Origin of the sequence: Chryseobacterium sp. FH2 (assembly GCF_001045455.1) — a bacterium.
GTDB lineage: Bacteria > Bacteroidota > Bacteroidia > Flavobacteriales > Weeksellaceae > Chryseobacterium.
On the sequence record NZ_LFNE01000013.1, the window covers coordinates 64,691 to 88,745 of the forward strand.

Below are 24,055 nucleotides of genomic sequence, written 5' to 3' on the forward strand. Positions count from 1 at the left end.
CATGCAAGAAAAGCTTTTTGTTGTGAAAATCGGCGGTGCTTTAATTGATGATGATGAATTATTGAACGAATTTCTGGAGCAATTTTCTAATATTAAGGAAAAGAAAATTCTGGTTCACGGTGGCGGAAAATTAGCAACTACTTTGGCTGATAAATTGGGTGTTGAGCAAAAAATGATCAGCGGACGAAGAATCACGGATAAAGAAACTTTGGATATTGTGACGATGGTATATGCAGGAGGAATTAATAAAAATATTGTGGCAAAACTTCAGCAGAAAAAATGCAAAGCAATAGGTTTTTCGGGAGCTGATGCGAATTTAATTAAAGCTAAAAAAAGAGAACACGCAGAGATTGATTTCGGTTTTGTGGGAGATATTACTGAGAAAAGTGTGAACAGAAAACTGATTTCAAAGTTGCTTAAACTTGAATTGGTTCCTGTGTTTTCTGCAATCACTCACGATAAAAAAGGAAATCTTTTCAATACCAATGCAGATACCATTGCATCAGTGATTGCTCAGGCTTTATCTTCAAAATATGATGTTGAACTATTGTATTGTTTTGATAAAAAGGGTGTTTTGGAAGATATCGAGAATCCTGAGTCTGTCATCAAAAATATTACCGAAGATGAATTTTCAACATTGAAAAGTGAAGGAAAATTGCATAAAGGGATTTTGCCTAAGCTGGAAAATGCTCTTGGAGCGGTAAAAAATAATGTAAATAAGGTATTCTTAATAAAAGAAACTGAACTTAAAAGCCATATAGAAAGCCATCATGCAGGAACTGAAATCTGTTTATAGTAAAGAAGAATTACTGAATAACGCAGTTGAATTATTGACGAAGCTGATTGAAATTCCATCATTCAGTAAAGATGAATTTAACACATCTTTAGAGATTGAAAATTTTTTCAAAAAACATCAGATTCCTACCAAACGTTTTAAAAATAACATTTGGGCCGTGAATAAAAATTTTGATGTTTTCAAGCCGTCGATTTTACTGAATACGCATCATGACACCGTAAAACCCAACAAAGCGTATACGTTAGACCCGTTTTTGCCGATTGAAAAAGATGGAAAATTATTCGGATTGGGAAGTAATGATGCGGGAGCTTCTTTGGTTTCGATGGCGCAGGTTTTTTTATATTTTTATGATAAAGAAGATTTACAATATAATTTAGTTATTGCTTTGACGGCAGAGGAGGAGATTTCAGGTTTTGACGGAATTGAAGCTTTATTTCCCCAGTTACCAAATATCGAGCTTGCTATTGTAGGGGAACCAACGCAGATGAATCTGGCGATTGCGGAAAAAGGACTTTTGGTCATAGACGGGGAAATGAAAGGCACTCCTTCTCACGCCGCTCATCCTAATGCTGATAACTCAATTGTAAAATGTATGGAAGATTTGCGGAATATCTTAAACTTCAAATTTCCGAAAGTTTCAGATTATTTGGGTGAAGTTAAAATTACGTTGTCAGGAATTCATGCCGGAGTTCAGCATAATGTAGTTCCGGAATCATGTGCTTTTACGCTGGATGTGAGAGTTACCGATGAATATTCCAATAAAGAAGCATTTGAAATTATCCAGTCTCAGATGAAATCAAAATTAACAGCAAGATCTTTCAGGTTAAATTCCTCAAAAATTGAACTGGAACATCCGTTTGTACAGGCAGGACTGGAAATTGGGAGGATAACTTATGGTTCACCAACATCATCCGACCAGGCTATTATTCCTTGCATATCAGTGAAAATCGGTCCGGGTGACAGCAGGCGATCGCACACTGCGGATGAGTATATATATATAGATGAAATAAAAGAGGGAATTGAGATTTATATCCAAATCCTTGAAAAAGTTTTATAAAACGAATGCGAGACAATGTTGAATTCGTGCAAGATTTAGAATTTTTAGAATTTATTTTTATCGAAAGTTTCCAGTCTTGAATTTTTGCTTGTTTTGTTTGACTACGTCGAATCTTCGATTTCAAGGCAAAAGTAAAGCATTTGATTTTAATTTGTTTTTAATGTTTTGACCTTACTCAGCAGGCGATGAAGTTTGAATATTTTTAATAAAGATTTATGCAAAAGTTTAAATTAAAAATGAAAGGCTTTAAAAAGTGGAGATGTTTAAAGTTACAGAAATAATAAGGATGCCCTGCTGAGTTGTCAAAACAAACTCAATTTTTAAAGAAAGAAATATGAAAAAAATATGGCAGAAGGATAACCTGGCCACCAATATATTAGTGAATAAATTTACAGTGGGAAAAGATCTTGATTTTGATGAACGTTTAGCAAAATATGATGTTAAAGGTTCGATGGCGCACTGTAAAATGTTGGCAGAAGCTGGAATTATTTCCAGTGAAGAATCAGGACAGATGTTGTCTGTTTTGACGGAGATTTTAAAAGAAATAGAGCACGGAACTTTTGAAATTGATAAAAATGCGGAGGATATTCATTCGCAGGTTGAGTCTATTTTAATTGAAAAATTAGGCGATACAGGGAAGAAAATTCATACGGCAAGATCTCGTAATGACCAGGTTTTGTTGGATATAAAATTATATTTGCTAGATGAAATCCGTGATATTACAGTTTTAACGGATGCATTCTTTCAGATATTAATTAATCTGGCGGAACAACATAAAAATGTTTTGCTGCCCGGATACACCCACTTGCAGATTGCAATGCCTTCATCGTTCGGATTGTGGTTTGGAGCCTATGCCGAAGCGTTGTTAGATGATGTCGAAATGCTTTTCTCGGTTAAAAATATCATTAATAAAAATCCATTGGGTTCAGCGGCAGGGTATGGTTCGTCTTTCCCGATTGACCGTGAGAGTACGACCTATAACTTAGGCTTTCAATCGATGAATTATAATTCCGTTTATGCCCAAATGACGCGTGGAAAATCAGAAAAAATGTTGTCGATGGCAATGGCGACTTTGGCGGGAACGTTGGGGAAATTTGCATATGATGTTTGTCTATATTTAAGCCAAAATTTTGATTTTATCAGCTTTCCAAAGGAGTTTACAACGGGGAGCAGCATTATGCCTCATAAGAAAAACCCTGATATTTTTGAATTGGTTCGTGCGCGTTGCAACAGAATTCAGTCGTTGCCGAATGAGTTTATTTTGTTGACGAATAATCTTCCGTCAGGTTATCACCGAGATATGCAGCTGACAAAAGAAATTCTTTTCCCGGCAATTGATTCATTAAAAGAATGTTTGGAGATTTTAAATTATACGTTGCCGAATATTCAGGTGAAGGACGGAATTTTGGAGGATGAAAAGTATACATATCTTTTCAGTGTAGAGAAAATCAATGAGGAGGTGAAAAATGGAAGTTCATTCCGTGATGCGTATGTGAAAGTCGGGCAGGAGATTGAGAACAATAACTTTGATTTTGAAATAAAAAATCTAAGTCATACTCACCAGGGAAGTATTGGCAATCTTTGTCTGGATAAAGTAGAATATCAGTTTAATAAACTTAAAAATAAATTATTGGGTTGATTTTTAAACCATTAAGTTTTATTTAGGGAGTTAAAAGTAGTTGAGGAGAGCATCTGTAAGCAAATTATAAAAAGTAATAATTAAAAAATCTTTAGATTTTCTTAATTAAACTTAACTCCTTAAATATTCTTAATGATTCAATTTAAATTTTAATCCAAATCAATTTTAAATTTAGTAGATTTTTTTACCTCGTGAAGCACAATGGAACTGTGATATTGCCCGATATTAGGAATATTTGAAATTACATTGACAGCAAATTCATTATAAGAATTAATATCCTTTGCGATAATTTTCAGCATATAATCATATTCGCCGGAAAGACTGATGATTTCCTGGACTTCATCATGCTTTCCAATATTTTTTTCGAAAGTTTCCAGAACTTTTTGGGATTGCTCTTTCAGGCGAACATTGCAGTAAACGACAATGTTTAACCCTAATTTTTCGCGATTTAAAAGACCGACATATTTCTCAATAATTCCCTGTTTCTCCAGTTGCTTAATACGTTCATACGTCGGAGTAAAGGTAAGACCAATCTTTTCTGAAATTTCTTTTACCGAATAGGTAGAATCTTCCTGAATAATACTGAGAATCATCTTGTCTTTTAAATCCATATAATTATAATAAGTTGAGTTTAACAAAAATAGTATTTTAAAAATGAAAATAAGGAAAGATTAAAATTTTTTAATTTATTTGAAAATTTGGTTTTGTCAGTTTATGAAATTTTTGTATCTTTGCACCTAATGAATAACACAATATTTATATCATTAGAATTACCGGGCGTAGGCGCCCTTTACGATATTTATTTATAGTAAGCGAAGATATTTTCTTCGCTTTTTTTTTGTAAAAAAATTAAGAATTATGTTTACGATTACAGAACTAACCACCGAGAGAATCAGCAGTATAGTAACAGAAGCACTGGCTTTTGCGAATGGGAAAACTGCCAAAATTGAAGGAGAAGTTTTTTGCTCAAATCTTTTCTTTGAAGACAGTACAAGAACAAAAACAAGCTTCGATATTGCCGAAAGAAAACTAGGTTTGCAGGTTATTCCGTTTGATGCTTCTCACAGTTCTGTAAACAAAGGAGAGAGCCTTTATGATACGGTAAAAACGATTGAAAGTTTAGGTGTAAATCTAGTTGTAATCAGAGATAAAAAAGACAGGTATTTTGACGAATTAAAAAATATAAAAATTCCTGTAATCAACGGAGGAGACGGAACGGGGAACCACCCATCTCAGTGCATGCTTGATTTGATGACAATTTATCAGGAATTTGGAAAATTTGAAGGTTTAAAAGTAGGAATTGTAGGAGATGTAAAACACAGCCGGGTTGCGAATTCAAATGCTGAAGCATTAAGGAGACTGGGCGCAAAAGTATATTTCTCAGGCCCCGAACAATGGTTTGATGAAGGGGCTTTAATTAACGGAACTTATCTTTCTGTAGATGAATTAATCGCCGAAGTGGATGTTTTAATGTTATTAAGAATCCAGCACGAAAGGCATGATGCAAAAATGAGTTTCTCTGCTTCTGATTACCACAGAAAATATGGTTTGACGAAAACAAGAGAAAAAGCTATGAAAAAAGAGGCCATCATTATGCATCCGGCTCCGATTAATAGAGGAGTTGAAATTGACACAGATTTGGTAGAATGCGAACGTTCAAGAGTTTTCAAACAAATGCAGAACGGTGTTTTCGCAAGAATGGCTATTTTAAAAGAAGCCCTGGAAAAAGAAGGCTATACTTTTAAGTAGGCTTATAAAATAAGGAACAAAGACAAAGCATAAGAAATAAATAACGAAATGGAAGTGTTGGAAAACTAACTTCTAATTTCTAAATCTAATATCTAATTTAAAAATGAAGAAAAAGTTAATACTGGAGTCCGGTGAAGTATTTCATGGAGAAGGTTTCGGAGCAGAATTGGAAACTGCAGGAGAGGTAGTTTTCAATACCGGGATGACTGGTTATCAGGAACTTATTTCTGACCCGTCATATTGCGGGCAGATTGTTTGTATGACCTATCCGCTTATCGGAAACTATGGGATTAATAGAGATGATTATGAGAGTATTGAGCCGGCTATCAAAGGCCTTATCGTAAAAGAACTTTGTGATTTGCCATCGAATTTCCGTACTCAGATTACTTTAGATGAATTATTTAAAAAGAAAAACCTTTCAGGAATTTCAGGAATTGACACAAGAAGGCTGACAAGAGTTCTTAGAAATTATGGAGTGGTAAAAGGAAAAATTGTAAACGCTGATGCAGACGAAAGCACAGTAGTTTCAGAATTAAAATCAACTACTTTCCCAACCAATCAGGTGGAGCAGGTTTCGACAAAAACGCCTTATGCTAATCCTGGGAGAGGATTTAAAGTAGTACTTGTAGATTTTGGTTCTAAATTAGGTATTATCAGGGAGTTATCTCAGCGTAATTGTGATATAACGGTTGTTTCTCAAGACGTAACAGCGGAAGAAATTTTGTTGATGAATCCTGACGGAGTTATGTTGTCAAACGGCCCTGGTGACCCTGAAGACAATCAGCAGGCTCTTGAAATGATTCGCGGAATTTTAGGAAAAGTTCCAATTTTCGGAATATGTTTAGGGCATCAATTGATTGGTTTAGCTTGTGGAGCAAAAACTTTCAAATTAAAATTCGGACACAGGGGAGGAAATCACCCCGTGTTGGATTTAGAAAAAAATAAAGTGGCTATCACTTCTCAAAACCACGGTTATGCAGTTGACCAGGAAAGCTTGAAAGGAACAGATTTAATTGAAACACACATCGCATTGAATGACAGAACAAATGAAGGTTTGAAACACAAAGTCCACCCTTGTTTCTCAGTTCAGTATCATCCGGAAGCAAGCCCAGGTCCTGAGGATGCAAACTACTTATTTGATGAATTTATCCAGTTGATGGAAGATTTTAAGAATAAGAAGAATCAATAACTTGTAAGGTTATATTAAATAAATATAAATGTCAACTTTTCGCCAAATATATTATCAGATTGTATTTAGTACCAAGCACAGAAAACCTGTGTTAAATATTGAATATGAAGACGAGTTATATAAATACATTTGGGGAATTGTTAAAAATAAAAACTGTAAGCTTTATAGGATTAATGGAATGCCGGATCATATTCATTTATTTACAGATTTGCATCCATCTGTTTCTTTGAGCAGTTTTGTAAAAGATATAAAGGTTTCAAGCAACTTGTGGATAAAGCAAAACGGATTATTTCCTGATTTTGAAGAATGGCAGAATGGTTACGGTGCATTCACTTATTCAGAAAGAGAAAAGGATATGATCATCAATTATATTAAAAACCAAAAAGAACATCATAAAAATGAATCTTTTGAGGTTGAATATAAAAATTTGCTAAAATCTCATGGAATTGAATTTGATGAAAAATATCTGTGGTAAATAAGATTCAACCCATGAAATGGGTTGTTTGAATGTGATTAACTATCCAATTCATAGGTTTCACCTATGACTATTAAAATTCAGCCACTTCGTGGCTGCCCGGAAAACGGAAATGTAATGATTGCAGAGCCATGAAATGGCTCAACAACAATGGCCACGGATAAAATCTGTGGGAGATGACAAGAAAAATAAATCCGAACCACGAAGTGGTTCAACAATAATGGTCACGGATGCAATCCATGGAATAATAAAAAAGAAAAAATGAAAAGAAACGATATAAAAACAATTTTAGTAATCGGTTCAGGACCAATCATCATTGGTCAGGCAGCGGAATTTGATTACGCAGGAACGCAGGCTTGTCTGTCTTTGAGAGAAGAAGGCTATAAGGTAATTTTGATTAATTCAAATCCTGCCACGATTATGACGGATGTTGAAATCGCGGATAAAGTTTACATTGAGCCGATTTCACTTCAGTTTGTAAGTCACATCATCAGAAAAGAGCGTCCGGATGCGCTTTTACCTACTCTTGGAGGTCAGACTGGTCTAAATATGGCGGTAGAATTGGAAAAATCAGGGATTCTTGAAGAGTGCAAAGTTGAAGTTCTAGGAACGACACTTTCAGCAATCAACAGGGCAGAAGACAGGGATCTTTTCCGCGAACTGATGAGGGAATTAAATGAGCCTGTTCCGGAATCGGATATCGTAAATACAGTAGAAGGAGCATTAAATTTTGCTAACGAAATCGGTTATCCTGTGATTGTCCGTCCTGCTTTCACAATGGGCGGAACAGGAGGTGGTATTGCTGCCACCGAAGCTGAATTAAAAGAAATTGCTGAACTAGGTTTAAAATATAGCCCTGTTACACAATGTCTTATCGAAAAATCAATTGCAGGGTTCAAAGAAATTGAATACGAAGTAATGCGTGATGCGAACGACAATGCAATTGTAGTTTGCAATATGGAAAATATAGATCCGGTTGGGGTTCATACAGGAGACTCAATCGTAGTAGCACCTTCTCAGACACTTTCTGACAGAGAGTATCAGTTATTGAGAAACGCATCATTAAAAATCATCAGAGCTTTAGGAATTGAGGGAGGATGTAACGTACAGCTGGCTTTAGACCCACATTCATTTGAATATTATATTATCGAAGTTAATCCGAGAGTTTCCCGTTCATCTGCTTTGGCCAGTAAGGCGACTGGTTACCCGATTGCAAAAATTGCGGCAAAAATTGCGGTAGGTCTGACTTTAGATGAAATTATGAATCCGGTTACAGGAAAAACTTACGCTTGTTTCGAACCAGCTTTAGATTATGTGGTAACTAAATTCCCAAGATTCCCTTTCGATAAATTCGAAACGGCGGACAGAAGACTTTCAACACAGATGAAAGCGACAGGAGAAGTAATGGCTATCGGAAGAAATTTTGAAGAATCTTTACAAAAAGCTATCCGTTCTCTTGAAACGGGAATCAGGCATATCGGTTTAAAAACTAAACAGGCTGAAGCACTTACCGCAGAAGAAATCGAAAGAAGAATCAGAGTTTGTGACGATGAAAGATTGTTCATCATCGGTGATGCTTTAAGAAGAGGATATGATTGGGAACAAATCGTAGAATGGAGCAAAATCGACAAATTCTTTATCTGGAAAATCAAGAAATTAATTGATTTCGAAAAAGTTATTGCTGACAATAAATTTGATAAGGAAGTTTTAATGCAGGCTAAAAAATTAGGATTTGCAGATTTAAATATTGCTGTTCTTTGGGATACAACGCAGAACGAAGTTTTCAATTTCAGAAAAGAAAACGGAGTCATGCCGGTTTACAAAATGGTAGATACTTGTGCTGCTGAATTCGAATCTGAAACCCCATATTTCTACGGAACTTACGAAGAAGAAAACGAAAGTGTAGCATCAGACAAAGAAAAAATCATCGTTCTAGGTTCTGGACCAATCAGAATCGGGCAGGGTGTTGAGTTTGACTATGCCACAGTTCACTCAGTCTGGGCAATCAAAGAAATGGGTTATGAAGCAATTATCATCAATAACAACCCTGAAACAGTTTCTACAGATTTCTCGATTTCAGATAAATTATATTTCGAGCCATTGACGGAAGAAGATGTAATGAATATTATCGAACTTGAAAAACCCAAAGGAGTTGTAGTACAATTCGGAGGTCAGACGGCAATTAATTTAGCTGACAAATTAGCTGCTCATGGCGTTCAGATTTTGGGAACTTCCCTGGAAGATTTAGACAGGGCTGAAAATAGAGATAAATTTGAAAAAGCTCTTCAGGAATTGGGAATTCCTCAGCCTTTAGGAAAAACCTCCACTTCAAAAGAAGAAGCGATAAAAATTGCGAACGAAATAGGTTATCCGGTTTTAGTTCGTCCTAGCTACGTTTTGGGAGGCAGGGCAATGGAAATTGTTTACACAGAAAGCGAATTGGCTCATTATATGGAATATGCAGTGGAAGCAAGTCCGGATCAACCGGTTTTGATTGACCGATATATCACCGGAAAAGAGGTTGAGGTGGATGCAATCTGTGACGGAGAAACAGTAGTTATTCCGGGAATTATGGAACATATTGAAAGAGCGGGAGTGCACTCTGGAGACTCTATTGCGGTGTATCCTCCACAAAATGTTTCTCAACAGGAAATTGATACTTTAGTAGATTATACACAAAGACTGGCTAAGGGATTGAATGTGATTGGTTTAATGAATATTCAATACGTACTTTTCGAAGGAAATGTGTATGTAATCGAAGTAAATCCACGTTCATCAAGAACAGTTCCTTTCCTGTCTAAAATTACGGATGTTCCGATGGCGAACCTGGCTACAAAAGCAATTTTAGGGCAAAAACTAAAAGATTTAGGCTATAAAAATGGTTTAGTTCCAAATAAAGAAGGTGTTTTTGTGAAAGTTCCTGTATTTTCTTTCTCGAAACTAACGAAAGTTGATATCTCTTTAGGCCCTGAAATGAAGTCTACAGGAGAGGTTATGGGTAAAGACACTACTTTGGAAAAAGCACTTTACAAAGGATTGGTTGCAGCAGGAAGAAAAGTTCCGATGCACGGTTCAATCTTGTTCACGGTAGCTGATAAACACAAGCAGGAAGCGGCTGATTTGGCAGCGAGATTCCATGAAGTTGGTTTCAGGATCTGGGCGACGGAAGGAACAGCTAAGTTCTTTGAAGAAAAAGGGATTCCTTGTAAAATAGGATACAAAATCGGGGAGGAAGACGTTAATCTTATTGATTTGATTCAAAAAGGAAAAGTTCAGTATGTTGTCAACACCATGACCAAAGGAAAACAGTCTGAAAGAGACGGTTTCCAAATCAGAAGAATGAGTGTAGAAAACGGTGTTCCTTGTTTAACATCAATGGATACAGTTGAAGCAATCTTGAAAGTGATTGAAAGTATGAGCTTTAAGATGGAAACGATGTAGTTTTCGGATTGAGATAAAAGTAAAGCGGAAGATTTTTTCTTCCGCTTTTTATTCATATCATAAAGAAATTGGTTCACAAAATTTAATACAAAGTTTTGCAATTACCATCAATTATTTTTTCATAAATCATTTGATCAATAGCTGTAACCCAAGGTTTTTTTGCAGTCATGGTAATATTTTCACTGTAAGTGAAATAATGATAGTTGTCGTCACTATTATAAGATGTATGAGCATCAAACTCAATCGTGATCACATTATTGTCTTTAATTATAATTTCAAAGTAACAACTTTTATTTCCCTGTAATGAGGATACAAACGTTCTTTTTCTGAAAATTTCATTTACGTGAGTATTTACTTTTAATCTCGGAGAGTTAGCATGCAATAGTTTATAAAATTCTTCTACAATCTTTTCTCCGATCCTTAATTCTTCACTGTTTTTCGATTTTAATAGTTGATTTTTTTCATTATCTAACCTGTCAATAATCTCCTTTTTATGTCTGTTTTTATCAGATAAATAAATGATAATTATTAAAGCAATTATTCCTATTATAAGCATATTAAAAAATTATTTATAAAAAACTAAACCATTTCGAGTAACCATATTTATAATCATTAATCTATTTTCTAAAAATCTAAATAAAAAATTATAATTACCATCTGTAGCAATTGTTTCAAGAAATTTTTCGCCATTGCTCGCGTTAGATTTTTGAGACTTAGAAGTAATTTTATAAACTTCTTTCTGACCGTCTAATTTATTAATTGTAATTTTTTTTGAAGTAAAATCATACACGACAGAAGCTTGTGTAGGTTTGATTTCACTTATGTCACCATTTTTTATAATTGAAAAAAGTGTAAAATTTTTTGTGAACTTGTTTTGAGAAAAACAAATAAAAACGAGGAAAGTGAAAAATATTGTGAATAATTTTTTCATGCTTGTAAAATTAAAAATGATAGATATGTAGTCTGCAGATTTTGTTCGATTTATCTCTGAATTTATCAATATCAAATTGACTCAACCAACTATTTTTCTTGCAAACTTCAAAAATTACTTCTGTCACAATATCAAAAGAAGAATCACCATATCTATTGGGTCTTACAGCGGTTCTGAAAGTTTCTGATTCTGAGAAAAGCACTAAAAAAGTTAATGTGCATATATCATTTTCTATAAATTCCATTATTTTATCCAAATCATATAATCTTGAATAGTAATTTTGGGAATTTGCATGAGAAATCATAATTCTACTTGTTAAGATATGTGTATAGATTTCATTCGGTTCACTTGCTAAAATTCTTTGATTAAGTTGATTAAATTGATCTATTAAAACTTTAGCAGTATTTCCAGGTGAACCAGGTCCGTTTTTGAGTAAAAATTTTGTAAACATATCTTAATAACCAATTTTAAAATATTTATCAAAAACAGCTTTTGATGTTTGCGAAATAATTCGATCAACCTCCTCTTCTGAAATGGAGTAATCCTTAGCTAATTTTTGTTTTTGAATTTTAAATTCCTTTTCTGCATCAAGTAGTGCCGATGAAGCAATAATAGGGAATGCAACTTTATCATTACCAATTTGTTGTCTAACCTTTGAGATAATCTTTTCAAAATATTTTACTAAATCATTTGAAAAATTATCAATTCCAGTTCTTTTTTTGAATAGTCCAAACATAATTTTAGTTATAGATTTTTTATAAATCAGTGTTTTTTTTTGAAAAGCTTATTTATTCTTTTATAAAATGATAAGAATTCGTAGTGTTGTCTTCAAATTTAATAAAAATTAAGTAATTTCCTTTCTGTAGGAATGATACATCTATTCTTTTGTTTGGTAGATTTTTATTAGAAACTATTTTTCCTGTAGAATCATAAATCTTTAATTGCAAAATTTCTTTTTTAGATTCAAAGTTTATATAATCTCTTGATGGATTGGGATAGATTTTAGAGATAGTCAGATTTTCTTCTTTTAAAGATAAAGTATTACAATTTATAAAATTAGTAGGAATAAATACTGGTGCTATATTTGGAGAAATTCCATAGCTTCCACTGTTAGATCCCCAAGAATAGACATTATTTTGCGAATCTATAGCATTGCTGTGAGATGTACCACAAGAGATTTTGGTGTAAGTGCGTCCATTTGATATATTAATGGGACTAAGAATACTTCCTGAATAATCATTACTATTATCTTTTAATCCATTTCCTATTTGCCCGGATGTATTTTGCCCCCAAGACCATAATGATCCATCATTTTTTAGTCCTAAACAATTTTCATAATTTGCAGAAATTGAAATCCAATTGTTATCATTCCCAATCTGTATAGGAATCATTTTGTCAACTGTTGAACCATCTCCTAATTGACCTTTATCATTTTGCCCCCAAGCCCAAAGAGTGCCATTTGATTTTATTGCATAACTACTACTTTGACCTGCAGATATTTCTAGCCAATCATTGGAAGTTCCAAGTTGTATCGGAGTATATTGGTAATAATATGAATTTCCTAATCCAAGAGCACCCCATCCATTAAATCCCCATGTCCACAAAGTTCCATCAGATTTAATAGCTAAAGTATGCTTTTCTCCTATTGCAATTTTAGTCCAATTATTATCTACACCTATTTGGATTGGAATATTTTTATCAACTGTTGTTCCGTCACCTATTTGTCCAACATCATTTTTACCCCACCTCCATAATGTTCCATCTGATTTTATTGCACCAGATGAATAGCCTGAATAATCAGTGATAACCATATTCCAATTAGTATCATTGCCTATTTGTATTGGATAATTTTTTTGAATATTAGTGCCATCTCCCAAATTTCCATATTCATTATTACCCCAAGCCCATAGTGTTCCATTTGTTTTGACTGCAATTACATGTCTGAAACTCATTGAAATTTTTTTCCAATCATTTGCTAAACCAATTTTTTGAAGAGTATTACTGTTTGTAGTTCCATCTCCTAGTATGCCATATTGGTTATAGCCAGTTGTCCAAAGTGTTCCATCTGCTTTTATAAATGCAGAATTAAATGATCCTGCTGCTACAGTTTCTTTCCAACACCCGTTTTGAGCGAAACCTATAAAAGGTAACAACAATAACGGTAATAAAATTTTTCTCATAATATTGTTTATTTTAAAATTATTAAATTTTCTTTTGTATTTCTTACAGCTTCCCGTAAACCCACAAAAAAAGCGAGGAACTTTTCCACGCTTTAGTAATACAGGCTCGGCAAAGCCTCCGCACATAAAACAGGAAAGCCCTCGCCATATAAGGCAAGGAGCTCAACTGTTTGCATTTTGTACGGTGATGAATTTTGCCGATTCGTATTACAAAAGCAAAAGTTTAAACTCTTCTTTTTCGTTGATGTAATTGCAAAAATACAATTTTTATAACATCAACGCTACTTTTTTTGACTTTCCGTTTTTAGCTGTCATTTATTTAATACAAAAATAGATGAATTATATGTTGAGTGTTGAAACTTGCAATATTGCAAACTAAAATTATTTTTCCCAAATAATTAAGTCCTTGTTTAAACTGATATATTTTGGCCTGCCTTTCGAACCAACGATGTAATAGTTTTTTGCAAAATTATAATCCATCTTTTTGATAAAAGCACTTTTAATTCTCGACAGATGCATATAAATGAGATTACTTTCAGGTTCTAGTAAGGCATCAATGGATTGTTCCATCTCATCTAGTGAATTTTTATATGAAATGTATTTATAAAAAGTGAAGAGCTTGTCTTTGTATAATGATAATTGTTTTAGATCAATAGGTCTATTCTCATGAAGAAATAGAAAATAAATAGCCTTTGTAAGATGATTCATTTTGATTTCCAAATCATAATCGGGCAGAAGTATTTGATAGTCTGATGTGATTTTTATCGGACTGAGTGTAGTATTTGAGAAAAATGGTTGCTTAATCAGCTTTTCCATCAAAGGTGCAATTAAAAAGAAATGTCCGGTCTCCACAAGTTTCTGAACTCTAAGGTGAATTTCTTCTACTATTTTTTCGGTGTCAATATCAATTTCAATCGACGGTTCAAATCTCTTTGAATCATTTTCTTTATCTAATGAATAAAAAATAGTATGCTTTTGTTCAGAATTTTTTGTTCTAAGATTCAGAATATATTTTTCAACGTAATCTGAAATTGTTTCATCTTCAAGTTTTTCTACAAAAACAATATTTCTTTCATAGACACTCAGAAAACCGGTTTTAATGTTTCCTTTATATCCAAGAAATTGCAAAATAGAAGAATCAATATTGCTGTACATTTCTTTACTGATATTATTGAAGTTATTGAACTCAGTGCTTGAGTTCGGAAAAAAGTATTTGTAGTCAATAAGCTCAGTATTTTCGGTATAATCAGGAATTTGAATAAAATTTCTGTCCTTTTCAGAAAATTGATTTTGGAGTTTTGGAAAATTTTCTTTCAGATATATTTGATAATCAGAGTTAGAAGTTAAATCTAAAAATAGAATGAAATTATATGAGGAATTAAAATCGAAGAAATTAGAAAATCTGCCGAATTTATCTCCTGGAAAGTCGATAGGATATATTTTTTCAATTTTTCTTTCAGTGAAAAATGGAGGAAGTTCCGGCTTCTTAAAATTGGTTGCCAACGTCTCTTTCTTCTTTTTTCTAAAAAACTGGATAATTCTTTTCATCATGATTTTATTAATGTTCAAAAATACATATTATTCTAAAGAGACGGTTTCCAGATCAGAAGAATGAGTGTGGAAAATGGTGTTCCTTGTTTAACATCAATGGATACAGTTGAAGCGATTCTAAAAGTTATCGAAAGCATGAGTTTCAAAATGGAAACAATGTAATTTTTGATTAAAATATTTCAACCTCGTAAGTTTTTCTTGCGAGGTTTTTTTATGTTTAAAATTTTAAGCGATATAGGAAATTTTCATATGTAGAAGATAATTAGGAAATATATTCGAAGCAGAAATATTTACGAAAAAAATAATTTAAAAAACGAGATAGTATAAATTAAAATCTTTTAGATGTAATGTTTTCATTTTAAATCATATAAATGGTTTCTATTTTATTGAAAATTATTTTTTTTGATGAATTTTTTAAGGTTTAGTATATGAGATGTGTCATGTTTTTATTTAGAATTAATAAAAATAAGATAATTTTGTGAAACTAACTTAATTATATATAATGAAAAAAACTATTATTTCAGCGTCGTTACTGGTCGCTTCGATATTGAGCGCACAGGAAACTGATACTGTAAGGGTTTCTGAAATTCAGGCAGTTTCACTACAAGGTACAAATAATTACAGAACGAAGAAATCTGAATCAGTAGCCAGACTTCCTTTGGAAAACCTGGAAAATCCAACTGTTTACAACATTGTTCCTAAGGAAATTATCAGTGAGATGAATGCTGTGGATTTTAATACAGCATTGGCTTCTGCTCCCGGAGTGGTGGTAAATAATAGTGTGAATGACAGTGGAAACGATATTTTTCTGAGAGGCTTTTCGTCTTCAGCAAATTTCAGAAACGGATTATTACAAAATCCGAGAGTACAGTCAGAAATTGCAAACATTGAAAGGGTAGAAGTGATAAAAGGGCCTTCAGTAACTTTATTTGGCGGAACGCTGGCCAATTATGGTGGCGTGGTCAATGTAATCACTAAAAAACCTCAGGAAAATTTCGGAGGTATTATCAATTATACAACAGGAAGCTGGGGGATGAATAGGATTACTGCTGATGTTAATACCCCTTTAAACAGAGAAAAAACAGCTTTAGCAAGATTCAATATTGCTGCTTATTCTCAGGATTCCTTTCAGGATGCAGGATATAATAAAGGTTTATTTTTCTCAGGTAGCCTTTTGTACAAGGTAAGTGATAAAACTACCGTTACTTTAGACACAGAGTTCCATGCACCGGAGAAGACTTTGAATGCTTATGTAAGACAGTCTGAAAAACTGACAATTGGCTCTATGAAAGATTTGGAAGTAGCCCACCGCAGATCTTTTACAAGCAATGATATTGGTTCAAAAAGAACAAACTTTGTCACAATGGCGGAAGTTTCTCACAAATTTAATGATCAATGGACTTCAAGAACCTCATATCAGAGAGGAGAAGCAAATGAAAATGAATCGGTTTTTTTGGTATTAAATTATTTAGATAATAACTCAGTGAGCAGAAGTATTCGTCCTTTTGATAATTATAAAGTTACTACAGATAATATTCAGCAAAATTTCAATGGTGATTTTAAAATAGGGAATCTTAGAAACCGTATTGTTGTAGGTTTTGATTATTTCCAGCAAACAACTAAAAATCAGTATCCTATGTATAAAGTCGGGAATAATTCAAATTCTGTCTTTGCACCTTATCCGCTGAATGGTGTATTTACACCTCAATATGGTACTGCAGAAGGAAATGATATTGTAGTACTTAATTCTAATTCACCTTGGACTCCGATTTCAAGAGATGTTATAAAAGAGATACCAAGAACAGGTACAAAATATGAAATTACTCAATTCAGTACTTTTAGCGCATATATTTCTGACGTTTTAAATATTACAGACAATTTCCTGGTAATGGCAAGTTTAAGAATGGACAATTATAAAAATGAAAATACAACAGATAATGGGGTAGAGAGTACAGGAGAATACAAACAGACCCAGTTTTCGCCAAAATTCGGTTTGGTATATGAAATTATTAAAAGCGAAATTTCCTTCTTTGCCAATTATGTAAATGGCTTCAAAAACTATGCACCTTCTTTAAACCAGGACGGAGTTCTTACTGAATGGGAACCCGAGCAGGGGAATCAATTCGAAGCTGGTTTCAAATTAGATTTGTTTAATAAAAAGCTGCTTTCTACTATTACGTACTACAATATGAATGTGAAAAACAGAGTAATTGCTGTACCGGGTGGCTTAGGAAGTATTCAGGATGGAAAAATTAAAAACCAAGGAATTGAAGTAGATTTCATTGTAAATCCTGTCAATGGTTTAAATATTGTTGCCGGTTATGGATACAATGACAATCGTTATGATGACAGAAGTGTGAATCACGGGAAGAGGATTGCCTGGACACCAAAGCATGTTGCCAATCTTTGGACAAGTTATAAAATCATGAACGGAACTTACGAAGGATTAGGCTTCGGAGCCGGGTTCAATTATGTAGATAAAACATATATCAATATTACCAATCATTTTCTTGCACCATCTTACACTTCGGTAGGTGCCACAATTTTCTATGATAAGAAGAAATACAGAATTGGTCTGAAAATGAATAATGCACTTAATGAAACGTATTGGAACTTCTATGGTCAGCCACAAAAACCAAGAGAAATTCTAGCCAATTTTGCATTTAAATTTTAATACTAAAAATCAATAAGAGCGGTAAGTTCTTGCCGCTCTGATGTATTTTATACCTATGGAAAATAAGAAAGTAGAAAAAAAGAAAAAACAAGGAAAATCTCTTACGAAAAGGATAACCGGATGGCTGCATTTATGGCTAGGATTGGTTTCGGGAATCATTTTACTGGCGGTAACGCTTTCCGGGACGATGTTCGTTTTTTGTGATGAAATTATTGACTGGTGTGGTGGAAGTGCAAAATATGTTGAAGCTCCGGCAAATGTAAAAAGAATGTCTCCCGAGGAATTACTGGTTCAGTTTCATAAGCAGGTTCCGGATAGAAAAGCATTTTATTTTGATACTTATAAAGATGCCGGGAGAAGTTTCCGTGTGGCATCGGCGATAAAACCTCCCAAAGATAAAAATGTTAAAAAGACAGAGAAGCCTAAAAAAGATCGTGGTCCGAGAGGTGTTTTTGCTTATCATTATTTGAATCCATATACGGGAAAAGTCATTGGTTCTACAAAAAGTTATGAATTTTTCTATGTTGTTGCCCATATCCACGCCCAGCTTTTGGCGGGAAAATTTGGAAAAACGGTTGTAGGAATTGCTTCCATTATATTTTTTGTTCAATTAATAGGCGGCTTAATTTTATGGTGGCCAAAAAAATGGAATAAAACTACCAGAACCACTGCATTTAAGATAAAATCAGGAACAAAATGGAGAAGGAAAAACTATGATTTACACAATGTTTTAGGGTTTTATACCTTGCTGCCGGCATTATTTCTTACGATTACGGGACTTATCATGGCATATGAAGTATTGACAAATCTTACACAAAATGTTTTTGGAGGAACTTCGGATGCTCATGCAATTGCCGAAAAATATGAACCTCAATATGATTCTCAAAAAAAAGCTTTGTCATATTCTGATTTTGCAGATAAAAAATTCAAAGAATTTCCGGAAGCAAAGCAATTCAGAATGAGTATCCCAAGGAACGATTCCGCGACCGTATATCATGTGGTAGCGGCTGAATTTATAGGCTTAAAAAGCCTGAGCAATGGGAAAAGTATGGAAACCAATAAGTACACAGGCAAAGAAATCATTTATCCTAAAGAAGTTCAGATGTATGAAGTAATTGAGCATATGAACTTTGATTTACATGTTGGATATTGGGGTGGTATTTTTGGTAAAATTTTCACATTTATCATTGGAGTTATTTGTTCTAGCCTCCCGATTACAGGTTTCATAATTTGGTGGGGCCGAAGAAATAAATCAACCACGAAGACAAAAGAAGTTAAAAATATTCATCAACACAGAACAAAAATCCATTATGAGCAACCTGTTTAAGACTATAATTTTTATATTATGCATTATTTTAAGTTCAATTTGCAATGCACAGAATCAAATTGTTCTAGGTGAAAAACAAGAGGTATTTTCTAAAATTCTTAACGAAAAAAGAGAAATTTTGATTCATTTGCCTAAAAATTATAATGATCCTGGTATAAAACCTGCAAAATATCCTGTCATTTACCTTTTAGATGCGGAGATTAATTTTGAATATTATGCTCCCATGACTGACTTTTTATCAAAGCAACCCTATGCAGATATTCCAGAGTTTATTGTAATTGCAATAAAAAATACTGATAGGACAAGAGATCTTACACCCACAAAATCATCAAAGAAAAGCCCGGTAAATCCCAGTCAGGTTTTGTTTGAAAACAGTGGCGGAAGTGAAAATTTTATAAAGTTTATTCAGGAAGAGCTTAAACCTTTCGTTAATAAAACTTACAGAACTGCAAATTATTCAATCCTTGTCGGGCATTCTTTTGGAGGCCTTTTCACGGTGAATACTTTGCTTGCTCATCCGGATTATTTTAATGCTTATGTTGCAAATGATCCAAGTCTGTGGTGGGATGATAAAGTATTGATTTCTAAAACTAAAAATTATATAACCAAAAATAAAAAGTTTCCGGAAAATAAATTCTTATATATTGCTCAGGCTAATAATGAAGAGCAAAATAAAAACTGGAATTCAGACATGGGAGATGCTATTCAGGAGTTTAAAAATTTAGTTGAAGTGGATAAAACATTGAATTTTAAACATAGGTTTTATGAAGATGAAATACACGGAAATGTCTCATATCCTGCAAATTATGATGCTTTGAAATTTATTTTTAAAGGTTTTAAAACAGATATTAAGAAGTTGTCAGAAGCTCCTGAAAATCTGGAAAATAACTATAAAAAATTTTCAGGAAATATAGGGACAGAATTTATTCCCTCAGAAGCGTACCTAAACGTTATTATTTCTTTTATGAATAAAAATCAATTCGGAAAATCAGAAAAATTTTTCATTGATTTGAAGAATAAGCTTTATAAAAATTAAATAACCCTAAAGCGTATTTTACTATCAGAAGCCTCACTTTTAGAAGTGAGGTTTTTTTAGAGAATTTTATAATAAGGTGCTGAAAAATATTTACTTGGTTTAAAATATACCGTTTTTCTTTCTGCATCGAAAATCCAAATGAAACGTCTTAATAAATCTGCCCCGAAATAGTTTACTTTTTGAGTTTTCAGGCCACCCGCAAAAAACCCGGCTGAGACATCTTTTAAAACCATACTTCCTAATTTCAAATGAGATAAAACGCCTTGTTTTGTAATCACGCTTTGTCCTGCAGAATTTTTTAATGTTTTTTCGCCTGTAACTCTTAATTTTTTATCCAATTCTTTTCCATCTGCAAACTGATTGCTATAAAGTATTGCACCGGAATATCCCGATTGCAGTAAAAAGTAAACCTCCTGTTGCTGATTGTCAAAAATATTGTCTGCAGCGATATAAAATTGCCCGTTTTCTGAAAATAGAGGTGTTGATTCATAATCTTTCAAATCCGGCATCATATCATATATAAGAAATTGGCTATTATCATAATCAATTTTAAAGATTTTTCCTTTGAAAATTCCTGTCCCGATTTTTCCGTCTGCTTCATGCCCGGTATATTCATTATCGAAAAATCTGATATTTTCATATTTTTTGTTTCCGATTTTTACAATATTACCATCGCTGATATCATCTTTAAATATAATATGATCCGTTTTTCTTTGACGTTCAGGAGAAATTGAGGCATCTTCCATCGCAATTTGAAACATTAAATCGAGGGAGTCTTTATCATTTACCAAAGTTTTGACAATGATATTATTATGTTTCGTAATTCTAAAAGGGATTGTTTCCTGGGATTTTACAATAGAGAATAAAGTAAGGAAGAATAACAGTAAAATTGATTTTTCAAACATTTTTATGATTTGATTATTAGTTATTTGCTTTAAAAATAATAAAAAGAAATGTAATTACATTTAAAAGAAACCATGGATTCTAAAAAATTATTAATTTTATATTGATGAAAAATGTATACCGTAAAACCATAGAAACACCTCTTGGAGATATGTTTGCCTGTGCAGTAGACGAGGGAATTTGCCTGCTGGAATTTACTGACAGAAAAAATATTGAAAATCAGTTTAAATCTTTATCAAAATCTTTAAATGCAGAAATTGAAGAAAAAGAACATCATCATTTCAAACAATTAGAGTCAGAATTAAAAGAATATTTTGAAGGAAGAAGAGAGAAATTTGAAATTCCTTTATTTATTAAAGGAACTGATTTTCAGCAAAAAGTCTGGCAATTGCTAAGGGAAATCCCGATGGGCGAAATCAGAACCTATAAGCAACAGTCTGAATTTCTGGGAAATCCAAAAGCAATCCGGGCGGTCGGAACAGCAAACGGGATTAATAAAATTGCAATTTTAATTCCCTGCCATCGTGTTATTGGCTCAAATGGTGAGTTGGTAGGCTATGCAGGAGGAATTTGGAGAAAGCAAAAATTATTGGAGTTGGAGAAGGCTATTTTGTTTTGATTTTTGTACTTTTAAGCAAAAATTTACACGTGAAAAAGTTACTATTTGCAGTTTGCATATCAGCTTCAGCTTTCAGTTTTGCTCAGGATTATTCTGTTCCGGTAGCGAGTCCGCGCCAGAAAGTAGAGCAGCAGTTCTCTATGTCTAAAATTACTATCGATTATGGCAGACCGGGAGTAAAAGGGCGTAAAATCTTTGGAGATTTAGTGCCTTACGGTCAGGTTTGGAGAGCGGGAGCAAACTCATCCACAAAAATTACTTTCGGACAATCTGTCAACTTCGGGGGGAAAATTGTTCCTGCAGGAACATACGGATTATTCATTGTTCCGACAGAAAAAGAATGGAAAGTTATTTTAAATAAAGATTTTCAGCAATGGGGTGCTTATACATACGATCCAAAACAGGATGTTGTGGATGTTACCGTTCCTGTTAATAAATTAGCAGATAAGCAAGAGTGGTTTGAAATTACATTGAACCCAACAGACGAAAATTCAGGAAATCTGGTCATCAAATGGGATATGGCGCAGGCAGAAATTGCTTTAAAGCCTGCAAAACCAGATGCAGTAATCAAAATTTCTGATAAACTGAAAGAAATCAAAAAAATAGAGTCTGAAGCAGCAAAAACAAAAAGCTAAAAAATGAATTTCTCTATCCAGACTGTTTTAGAAAATCAGGAATATCAATTAATCCCCTTACAGCAAGGGGATTTTGAGTCTTTATACGAAGTGGCTTCCGATCCGAAGGTCTGGGAACAACACCCCAATAAAGACCGTTATCAGAGAGAAGCTTTCGAAAACTTTTTTAAAGGTGCAATGGATAGCCAAGGTGCTTTTAAAATAATTGAAAAAACAACAGGAAATGTGCTTGGAAGTACTCGTTTTTACGATTTTAATGAAAATAAAAACAGTATTTTTATCGGATATACTTTTTACGGGACAAAATCTTGGGGAAGGGGTATTAATCCTCAGATAAAGAAAATAATGCTGGATTATATTTTCCAGTTTGTAGATACTGTTCATTTTCATATTGGAAAAGAAAATTTCCGTTCACAGATCGCATTGGAAAGGCTTGGCGGGCAAAAAATTGCCGAAGAAGAAGTTGCTTATTTCGGAGAACCGGCAAGAACTAATTTTGTTTACGAGATCAAAAAAGAAAACCATTGATATGAAAAAATATAAAATTCAAAAATCACCATTTGTAGTTCCTACAACAGATGGGAAATTAATTGAAGAGCATTGGGGCAATTCTACGAATAATTCCAATATTTCCATTGCACATATGGTTGCTCCGCCAAATTGGAGTGAACCGCATCAAACTCCTCAATTTGATGAATTTACAATAATCATTTCAGGAAAAAAGCAATTTGAAGTTGACGGAGAAATCATGGTGTTGGAAAAAGGACAAAGTATTCTGGTTGAAAAAGGAGCAAGAGTCCGTTACAGCAACCCATTTTCTGAACCCTGCGAATATATTGCAGTTTGTCTTCCTGCTTTCTCGATTGACCTTGTAAATAGAGAAGAAGAAAATTAAAATTATAATAAACAGTTTTTTGTCATTTGACGATAGGAAGAATTTCTTTTTTTAACCATTAAGTTTATTGTAAGAAGTTAAGATTATTTAAGGTAAATCCGTCATTCCTTGGCTACTTTCATAATAACAAAAAACTGTTTAATTTTTGAAGCTTATTTCAAAATTTCTTTCAAAAACATCAGCGTATGATTCCAGGCTCTTTTGGCCATTACTTCGTTGTAGTCCGGTGATTTCGGATCAGTAAAAGTATGTTTTGAATGAGCATAAGTAATAATCTGCCAATCTGCATTTCCTTCGTTCATTTCTTTGATTAAGTTATTATAATCTTCCGGGGTTACGCCTTGGTCATCTGCGGGATTTTCAACTAAGATTTTAGTGGAAATCGGTCCGTTTGCCCTGTTTCGATCTTTTCCGATGCTTCCATGAATCGAAACAACTCCCACTACTGGTAGATTTCCTCTGGCAGATTCCAAAGCTCCTGCCCCGCCAAAACAATATCCAATTACTGCAATTTTATCAGAAATTGCCCCATTTTTCTTCAACTCTTCTAAAGCTAATGAAATTCTTTTCTGGTAAGCGTCATAGTTTTTCTTGTAATATCCCGAATTTCTTGCTGCTGTATCCAAATTTGTCGGGATATTCCCTTCACCATAAATGTCAGCAATAAAAGCAATATAACCTTGTTTTTCAAGTTCGGCAGCCGCTGTTTTTGCTTCATCGTCAATTCCTTTCCAGGCGGGAAGAATCAAAACTCCAGGAAGTTTTTTTCCTGTATTGGAAGTTATCAAACCATTCAGTTTTTGTGAACCATCCTGATAAGCAACCGGTTTAAGATTTTGACTGAAAACATTTCCTGAAGCCATAAGTAATACTGTTAGTAAGATTGAACGTATCATATTTTGTAATTGTTTAAGTGAACGGGAATTAAAAATCCTCATCTAAATTAATAAAAATAACT

Annotated in this window: 23 protein-coding genes; 14 read left to right on the forward strand and 9 right to left on the reverse strand. The window is 33.5% G+C overall.

Annotated features, from left to right (window positions below; genetic code table 11):
- The first annotated feature begins 1 nt into the window (after window position 1).
- The 3 genes from argB (at window position 2) to argH (ending at window position 3,492) form a co-directional block, all read left to right on the forward strand.
- On the forward strand, window positions 2-796 hold the full coding sequence (argB, locus tag ACM39_RS17100) for an acetylglutamate kinase (RefSeq protein ID WP_048512266.1): 795 nt from the start codon (window positions 2-4) through the stop codon (window positions 794-796).
- Window positions 771-1,853 (forward strand): M20 family metallo-hydrolase, encoded by a 1,083-nt coding sequence (locus ACM39_RS17105; protein ID WP_048512267.1) that lies wholly within the window; start codon window positions 771-773, stop codon window positions 1,851-1,853. The genes argB and ACM39_RS17105 overlap by 26 nt, the downstream gene beginning before the upstream one ends.
- A 334-nt stretch (window positions 1,854-2,187) precedes the next feature.
- Window positions 2,188-3,492 carry an argininosuccinate lyase gene (argH, locus tag ACM39_RS17110; RefSeq protein WP_048512268.1) on the forward strand — a complete coding sequence of 435 codons (1,305 nt, stop codon included), beginning with the start codon at window positions 2,188-2,190 and terminating at the stop codon, window positions 3,490-3,492.
- Window positions 3,493-3,641: 149 nt separating this feature from the next.
- Here argH and ACM39_RS17115 read toward each other — a convergent pair whose 3' ends face one another.
- Window positions 3,642-4,103: an Lrp/AsnC family transcriptional regulator gene (locus ACM39_RS17115; RefSeq protein WP_048512269.1), complete on the reverse strand. Its 462-nt coding sequence runs from the start codon at window positions 4,101-4,103 to the stop codon at window positions 3,642-3,644.
- A gap of 247 nt (window positions 4,104-4,350) precedes the next feature.
- On the opposite strand from ACM39_RS17115, the gene ACM39_RS17120 reads away from it, so the two are divergent.
- From ACM39_RS17120 to carB, 4 genes are all read left to right on the forward strand, one after another.
- Window positions 4,351-5,241, forward strand: a complete 891-nt coding sequence (locus tag ACM39_RS17120) for an aspartate carbamoyltransferase catalytic subunit (protein ID WP_048512270.1) — start codon at window positions 4,351-4,353, stop codon at window positions 5,239-5,241.
- A 103-nt stretch (window positions 5,242-5,344) separates the two neighbouring features.
- Window positions 5,345-6,430, forward strand: coding sequence for a carbamoyl phosphate synthase small subunit (locus tag ACM39_RS17125; RefSeq protein ID WP_048512271.1), 1,086 nt, complete (start codon window positions 5,345-5,347; stop codon window positions 6,428-6,430).
- A gap of 28 nt (window positions 6,431-6,458) precedes the next feature.
- Window positions 6,459-6,905, forward strand: coding sequence for an IS200/IS605 family transposase (tnpA, locus tag ACM39_RS17130; protein ID WP_048512272.1), 447 nt, complete (start codon window positions 6,459-6,461; stop codon window positions 6,903-6,905).
- A 261-nt stretch (window positions 6,906-7,166) separates the two neighbouring features.
- The gene (carB, locus tag ACM39_RS17135; protein WP_048512273.1) at window positions 7,167-10,346 is read left to right on the forward strand and encodes a carbamoyl-phosphate synthase large subunit; all 3,180 of its coding nucleotides are present in this window, start codon (window positions 7,167-7,169) and stop codon (window positions 10,344-10,346) included.
- Window positions 10,347-10,428: 82 nt separating this feature from the next.
- Here carB and ACM39_RS17140 read toward each other — a convergent pair whose 3' ends face one another.
- The 6 genes from ACM39_RS17140 to ACM39_RS17165 all read right to left on the reverse strand — a co-directional run bounded on the left by ACM39_RS17140 (window position 10,429) and on the right by ACM39_RS17165 (window position 15,008).
- Window positions 10,429-10,902 carry a hypothetical protein gene (locus ACM39_RS17140; RefSeq protein WP_048512274.1) on the reverse strand — a complete coding sequence of 158 codons (474 nt, stop codon included), beginning with the start codon at window positions 10,900-10,902 and terminating at the stop codon, window positions 10,429-10,431.
- 9 nt (window positions 10,903-10,911) lie between these two features.
- Window positions 10,912-11,277, reverse strand: a complete 366-nt coding sequence (locus tag ACM39_RS17145) for a hypothetical protein (RefSeq protein WP_048512275.1) — start codon at window positions 11,275-11,277, stop codon at window positions 10,912-10,914.
- A 10-nt stretch (window positions 11,278-11,287) separates the two neighbouring features.
- Window positions 11,288-11,728 carry a hypothetical protein gene (locus tag ACM39_RS17150; RefSeq protein WP_048512276.1) on the reverse strand — a complete coding sequence of 147 codons (441 nt, stop codon included), beginning with the start codon at window positions 11,726-11,728 and terminating at the stop codon, window positions 11,288-11,290.
- Window positions 11,729-11,731: 3 nt separating this feature from the next.
- A complete protein-coding gene (locus tag ACM39_RS17155) occupies window positions 11,732-12,013 on the reverse strand; it encodes a hypothetical protein (RefSeq protein WP_048512277.1) in 282 nt (93 codons plus the stop codon).
- 52 nt (window positions 12,014-12,065) lie between these two features.
- The gene (locus ACM39_RS17160; RefSeq protein WP_165585136.1) at window positions 12,066-13,457 is read right to left on the reverse strand and encodes a T9SS type A sorting domain-containing protein; all 1,392 of its coding nucleotides are present in this window, start codon (window positions 13,455-13,457) and stop codon (window positions 12,066-12,068) included.
- Between the two features lie 381 nt (window positions 13,458-13,838).
- Window positions 13,839-15,008 carry a hypothetical protein gene (locus ACM39_RS17165; protein WP_131701481.1) on the reverse strand — a complete coding sequence of 390 codons (1,170 nt, stop codon included), beginning with the start codon at window positions 15,006-15,008 and terminating at the stop codon, window positions 13,839-13,841.
- A gap of 502 nt (window positions 15,009-15,510) precedes the next feature.
- Between ACM39_RS17165 and ACM39_RS17170 the strand changes: the two genes are divergently transcribed.
- From ACM39_RS17170 to ACM39_RS17180, 3 genes are read left to right on the forward strand one after another with little or no spacing between them, the layout of a single operon-like run.
- Window positions 15,511-17,682 carry a TonB-dependent siderophore receptor gene (locus ACM39_RS17170; protein ID WP_048512280.1) on the forward strand — a complete coding sequence of 724 codons (2,172 nt, stop codon included), beginning with the start codon at window positions 15,511-15,513 and terminating at the stop codon, window positions 17,680-17,682.
- Window positions 17,683-17,737: 55 nt separating this feature from the next.
- Complete coding sequence (locus ACM39_RS17175; RefSeq protein ID WP_082140641.1) at window positions 17,738-19,009, forward strand: PepSY-associated TM helix domain-containing protein; 1,272 nt, start codon at window positions 17,738-17,740, stop codon at window positions 19,007-19,009.
- Window positions 18,993-20,045 (forward strand): alpha/beta hydrolase, encoded by a 1,053-nt coding sequence (locus ACM39_RS17180; RefSeq protein ID WP_048512281.1) that lies wholly within the window; start codon window positions 18,993-18,995, stop codon window positions 20,043-20,045. The genes ACM39_RS17175 and ACM39_RS17180 overlap by 17 nt, the downstream gene beginning before the upstream one ends.
- Window positions 20,046-20,101: 56 nt before the next feature.
- Here ACM39_RS17180 and ACM39_RS17185 read toward each other — a convergent pair whose 3' ends face one another.
- Complete coding sequence (locus tag ACM39_RS17185; protein WP_048512282.1) at window positions 20,102-20,950, reverse strand: hypothetical protein; 849 nt, start codon at window positions 20,948-20,950, stop codon at window positions 20,102-20,104.
- Window positions 20,951-21,054: 104 nt separating this feature from the next.
- On the opposite strand from ACM39_RS17185, the gene ACM39_RS17190 reads away from it, so the two are divergent.
- The 4 genes from ACM39_RS17190 to ACM39_RS17205 are packed head-to-tail and all read left to right on the forward strand — an operon-like array spanning window position 21,055 to window position 23,097.
- A complete protein-coding gene (locus tag ACM39_RS17190; protein ID WP_048512283.1) occupies window positions 21,055-21,567 on the forward strand; it encodes a methylated-DNA--[protein]-cysteine S-methyltransferase in 513 nt (170 codons plus the stop codon).
- Window positions 21,568-21,596: 29 nt separating this feature from the next.
- Window positions 21,597-22,202, forward strand: a complete 606-nt coding sequence (locus ACM39_RS17195) for a DUF2911 domain-containing protein (RefSeq protein ID WP_048512296.1) — start codon at window positions 21,597-21,599, stop codon at window positions 22,200-22,202.
- Between the two features lie 3 nt (window positions 22,203-22,205).
- On the forward strand, window positions 22,206-22,730 hold the full coding sequence (locus ACM39_RS17200; protein ID WP_048512284.1) for a GNAT family N-acetyltransferase: 525 nt from the start codon (window positions 22,206-22,208) through the stop codon (window positions 22,728-22,730).
- A 1-nt stretch (window position 22,731) separates the two neighbouring features.
- On the forward strand, window positions 22,732-23,097 hold the full coding sequence (locus ACM39_RS17205) for a cupin domain-containing protein (protein ID WP_048512285.1): 366 nt from the start codon (window positions 22,732-22,734) through the stop codon (window positions 23,095-23,097).
- A gap of 152 nt (window positions 23,098-23,249) precedes the next feature.
- Here ACM39_RS17205 and ACM39_RS17210 read toward each other — a convergent pair whose 3' ends face one another.
- Window positions 23,250-23,993 (reverse strand): dienelactone hydrolase family protein, encoded by a 744-nt coding sequence (locus ACM39_RS17210; protein ID WP_082140642.1) that lies wholly within the window; start codon window positions 23,991-23,993, stop codon window positions 23,250-23,252.
- Between the last annotated feature and the right edge of the window lie 62 nt (window positions 23,994-24,055).

What these genes read in the sequence shown, in the direction of transcription:
- argB (WP_048512266.1), top strand. Translation starts at nt 2, where the DNA reads ATGCAAGAAAAGCTTTTTGTTGTGAAAATCGGCGGTGCTTTAATTGAT.
- ACM39_RS17105 (WP_048512267.1), top strand. Translation starts at nt 771, where the DNA reads ATGCAGGAACTGAAATCTGTTTATAGTAAAGAAGAATTACTGAATAAC.
- argH (WP_048512268.1), top strand. Translation starts at nt 2,188, where the DNA reads ATGAAAAAAATATGGCAGAAGGATAACCTGGCCACCAATATATTAGTG.
- ACM39_RS17115 (WP_048512269.1), bottom strand. Translation starts at nt 4,103, where the DNA reads ATGGATTTAAAAGACAAGATGATTCTCAGTATTATTCAGGAAGATTCT.
- ACM39_RS17120 (WP_048512270.1), top strand. Translation starts at nt 4,351, where the DNA reads ATGTTTACGATTACAGAACTAACCACCGAGAGAATCAGCAGTATAGTA.
- ACM39_RS17125 (WP_048512271.1), top strand. Translation starts at nt 5,345, where the DNA reads ATGAAGAAAAAGTTAATACTGGAGTCCGGTGAAGTATTTCATGGAGAA.
- tnpA (WP_048512272.1), top strand. Translation starts at nt 6,459, where the DNA reads ATGTCAACTTTTCGCCAAATATATTATCAGATTGTATTTAGTACCAAG.
- carB (WP_048512273.1), top strand. Translation starts at nt 7,167, where the DNA reads ATGAAAAGAAACGATATAAAAACAATTTTAGTAATCGGTTCAGGACCA.
- ACM39_RS17140 (WP_048512274.1), bottom strand. Translation starts at nt 10,902, where the DNA reads ATGCTTATAATAGGAATAATTGCTTTAATAATTATCATTTATTTATCT.
- ACM39_RS17145 (WP_048512275.1), bottom strand. Translation starts at nt 11,277, where the DNA reads ATGAAAAAATTATTCACAATATTTTTCACTTTCCTCGTTTTTATTTGT.
- ACM39_RS17150 (WP_048512276.1), bottom strand. Translation starts at nt 11,728, where the DNA reads ATGTTTACAAAATTTTTACTCAAAAACGGACCTGGTTCACCTGGAAAT.
- ACM39_RS17155 (WP_048512277.1), bottom strand. Translation starts at nt 12,013, where the DNA reads ATGTTTGGACTATTCAAAAAAAGAACTGGAATTGATAATTTTTCAAAT.
- ACM39_RS17160 (WP_165585136.1), bottom strand. Translation starts at nt 13,457, where the DNA reads ATGAGAAAAATTTTATTACCGTTATTGTTGTTACCTTTTATAGGTTTC.
- ACM39_RS17165 (WP_131701481.1), bottom strand. Translation starts at nt 15,008, where the DNA reads ATGATGAAAAGAATTATCCAGTTTTTTAGAAAAAAGAAGAAAGAGACG.
- ACM39_RS17170 (WP_048512280.1), top strand. Translation starts at nt 15,511, where the DNA reads ATGAAAAAAACTATTATTTCAGCGTCGTTACTGGTCGCTTCGATATTG.
- ACM39_RS17175 (WP_082140641.1), top strand. Translation starts at nt 17,738, where the DNA reads ATGGAAAATAAGAAAGTAGAAAAAAAGAAAAAACAAGGAAAATCTCTT.
- ACM39_RS17180 (WP_048512281.1), top strand. Translation starts at nt 18,993, where the DNA reads ATGAGCAACCTGTTTAAGACTATAATTTTTATATTATGCATTATTTTA.
- ACM39_RS17185 (WP_048512282.1), bottom strand. Translation starts at nt 20,950, where the DNA reads ATGTTTGAAAAATCAATTTTACTGTTATTCTTCCTTACTTTATTCTCT.
- ACM39_RS17190 (WP_048512283.1), top strand. Translation starts at nt 21,055, where the DNA reads ATGAAAAATGTATACCGTAAAACCATAGAAACACCTCTTGGAGATATG.
- ACM39_RS17200 (WP_048512284.1), top strand. Translation starts at nt 22,206, where the DNA reads ATGAATTTCTCTATCCAGACTGTTTTAGAAAATCAGGAATATCAATTA.
- ACM39_RS17205 (WP_048512285.1), top strand. Translation starts at nt 22,732, where the DNA reads ATGAAAAAATATAAAATTCAAAAATCACCATTTGTAGTTCCTACAACA.
- ACM39_RS17210 (WP_082140642.1), bottom strand. Translation starts at nt 23,993, where the DNA reads ATGATACGTTCAATCTTACTAACAGTATTACTTATGGCTTCAGGAAAT.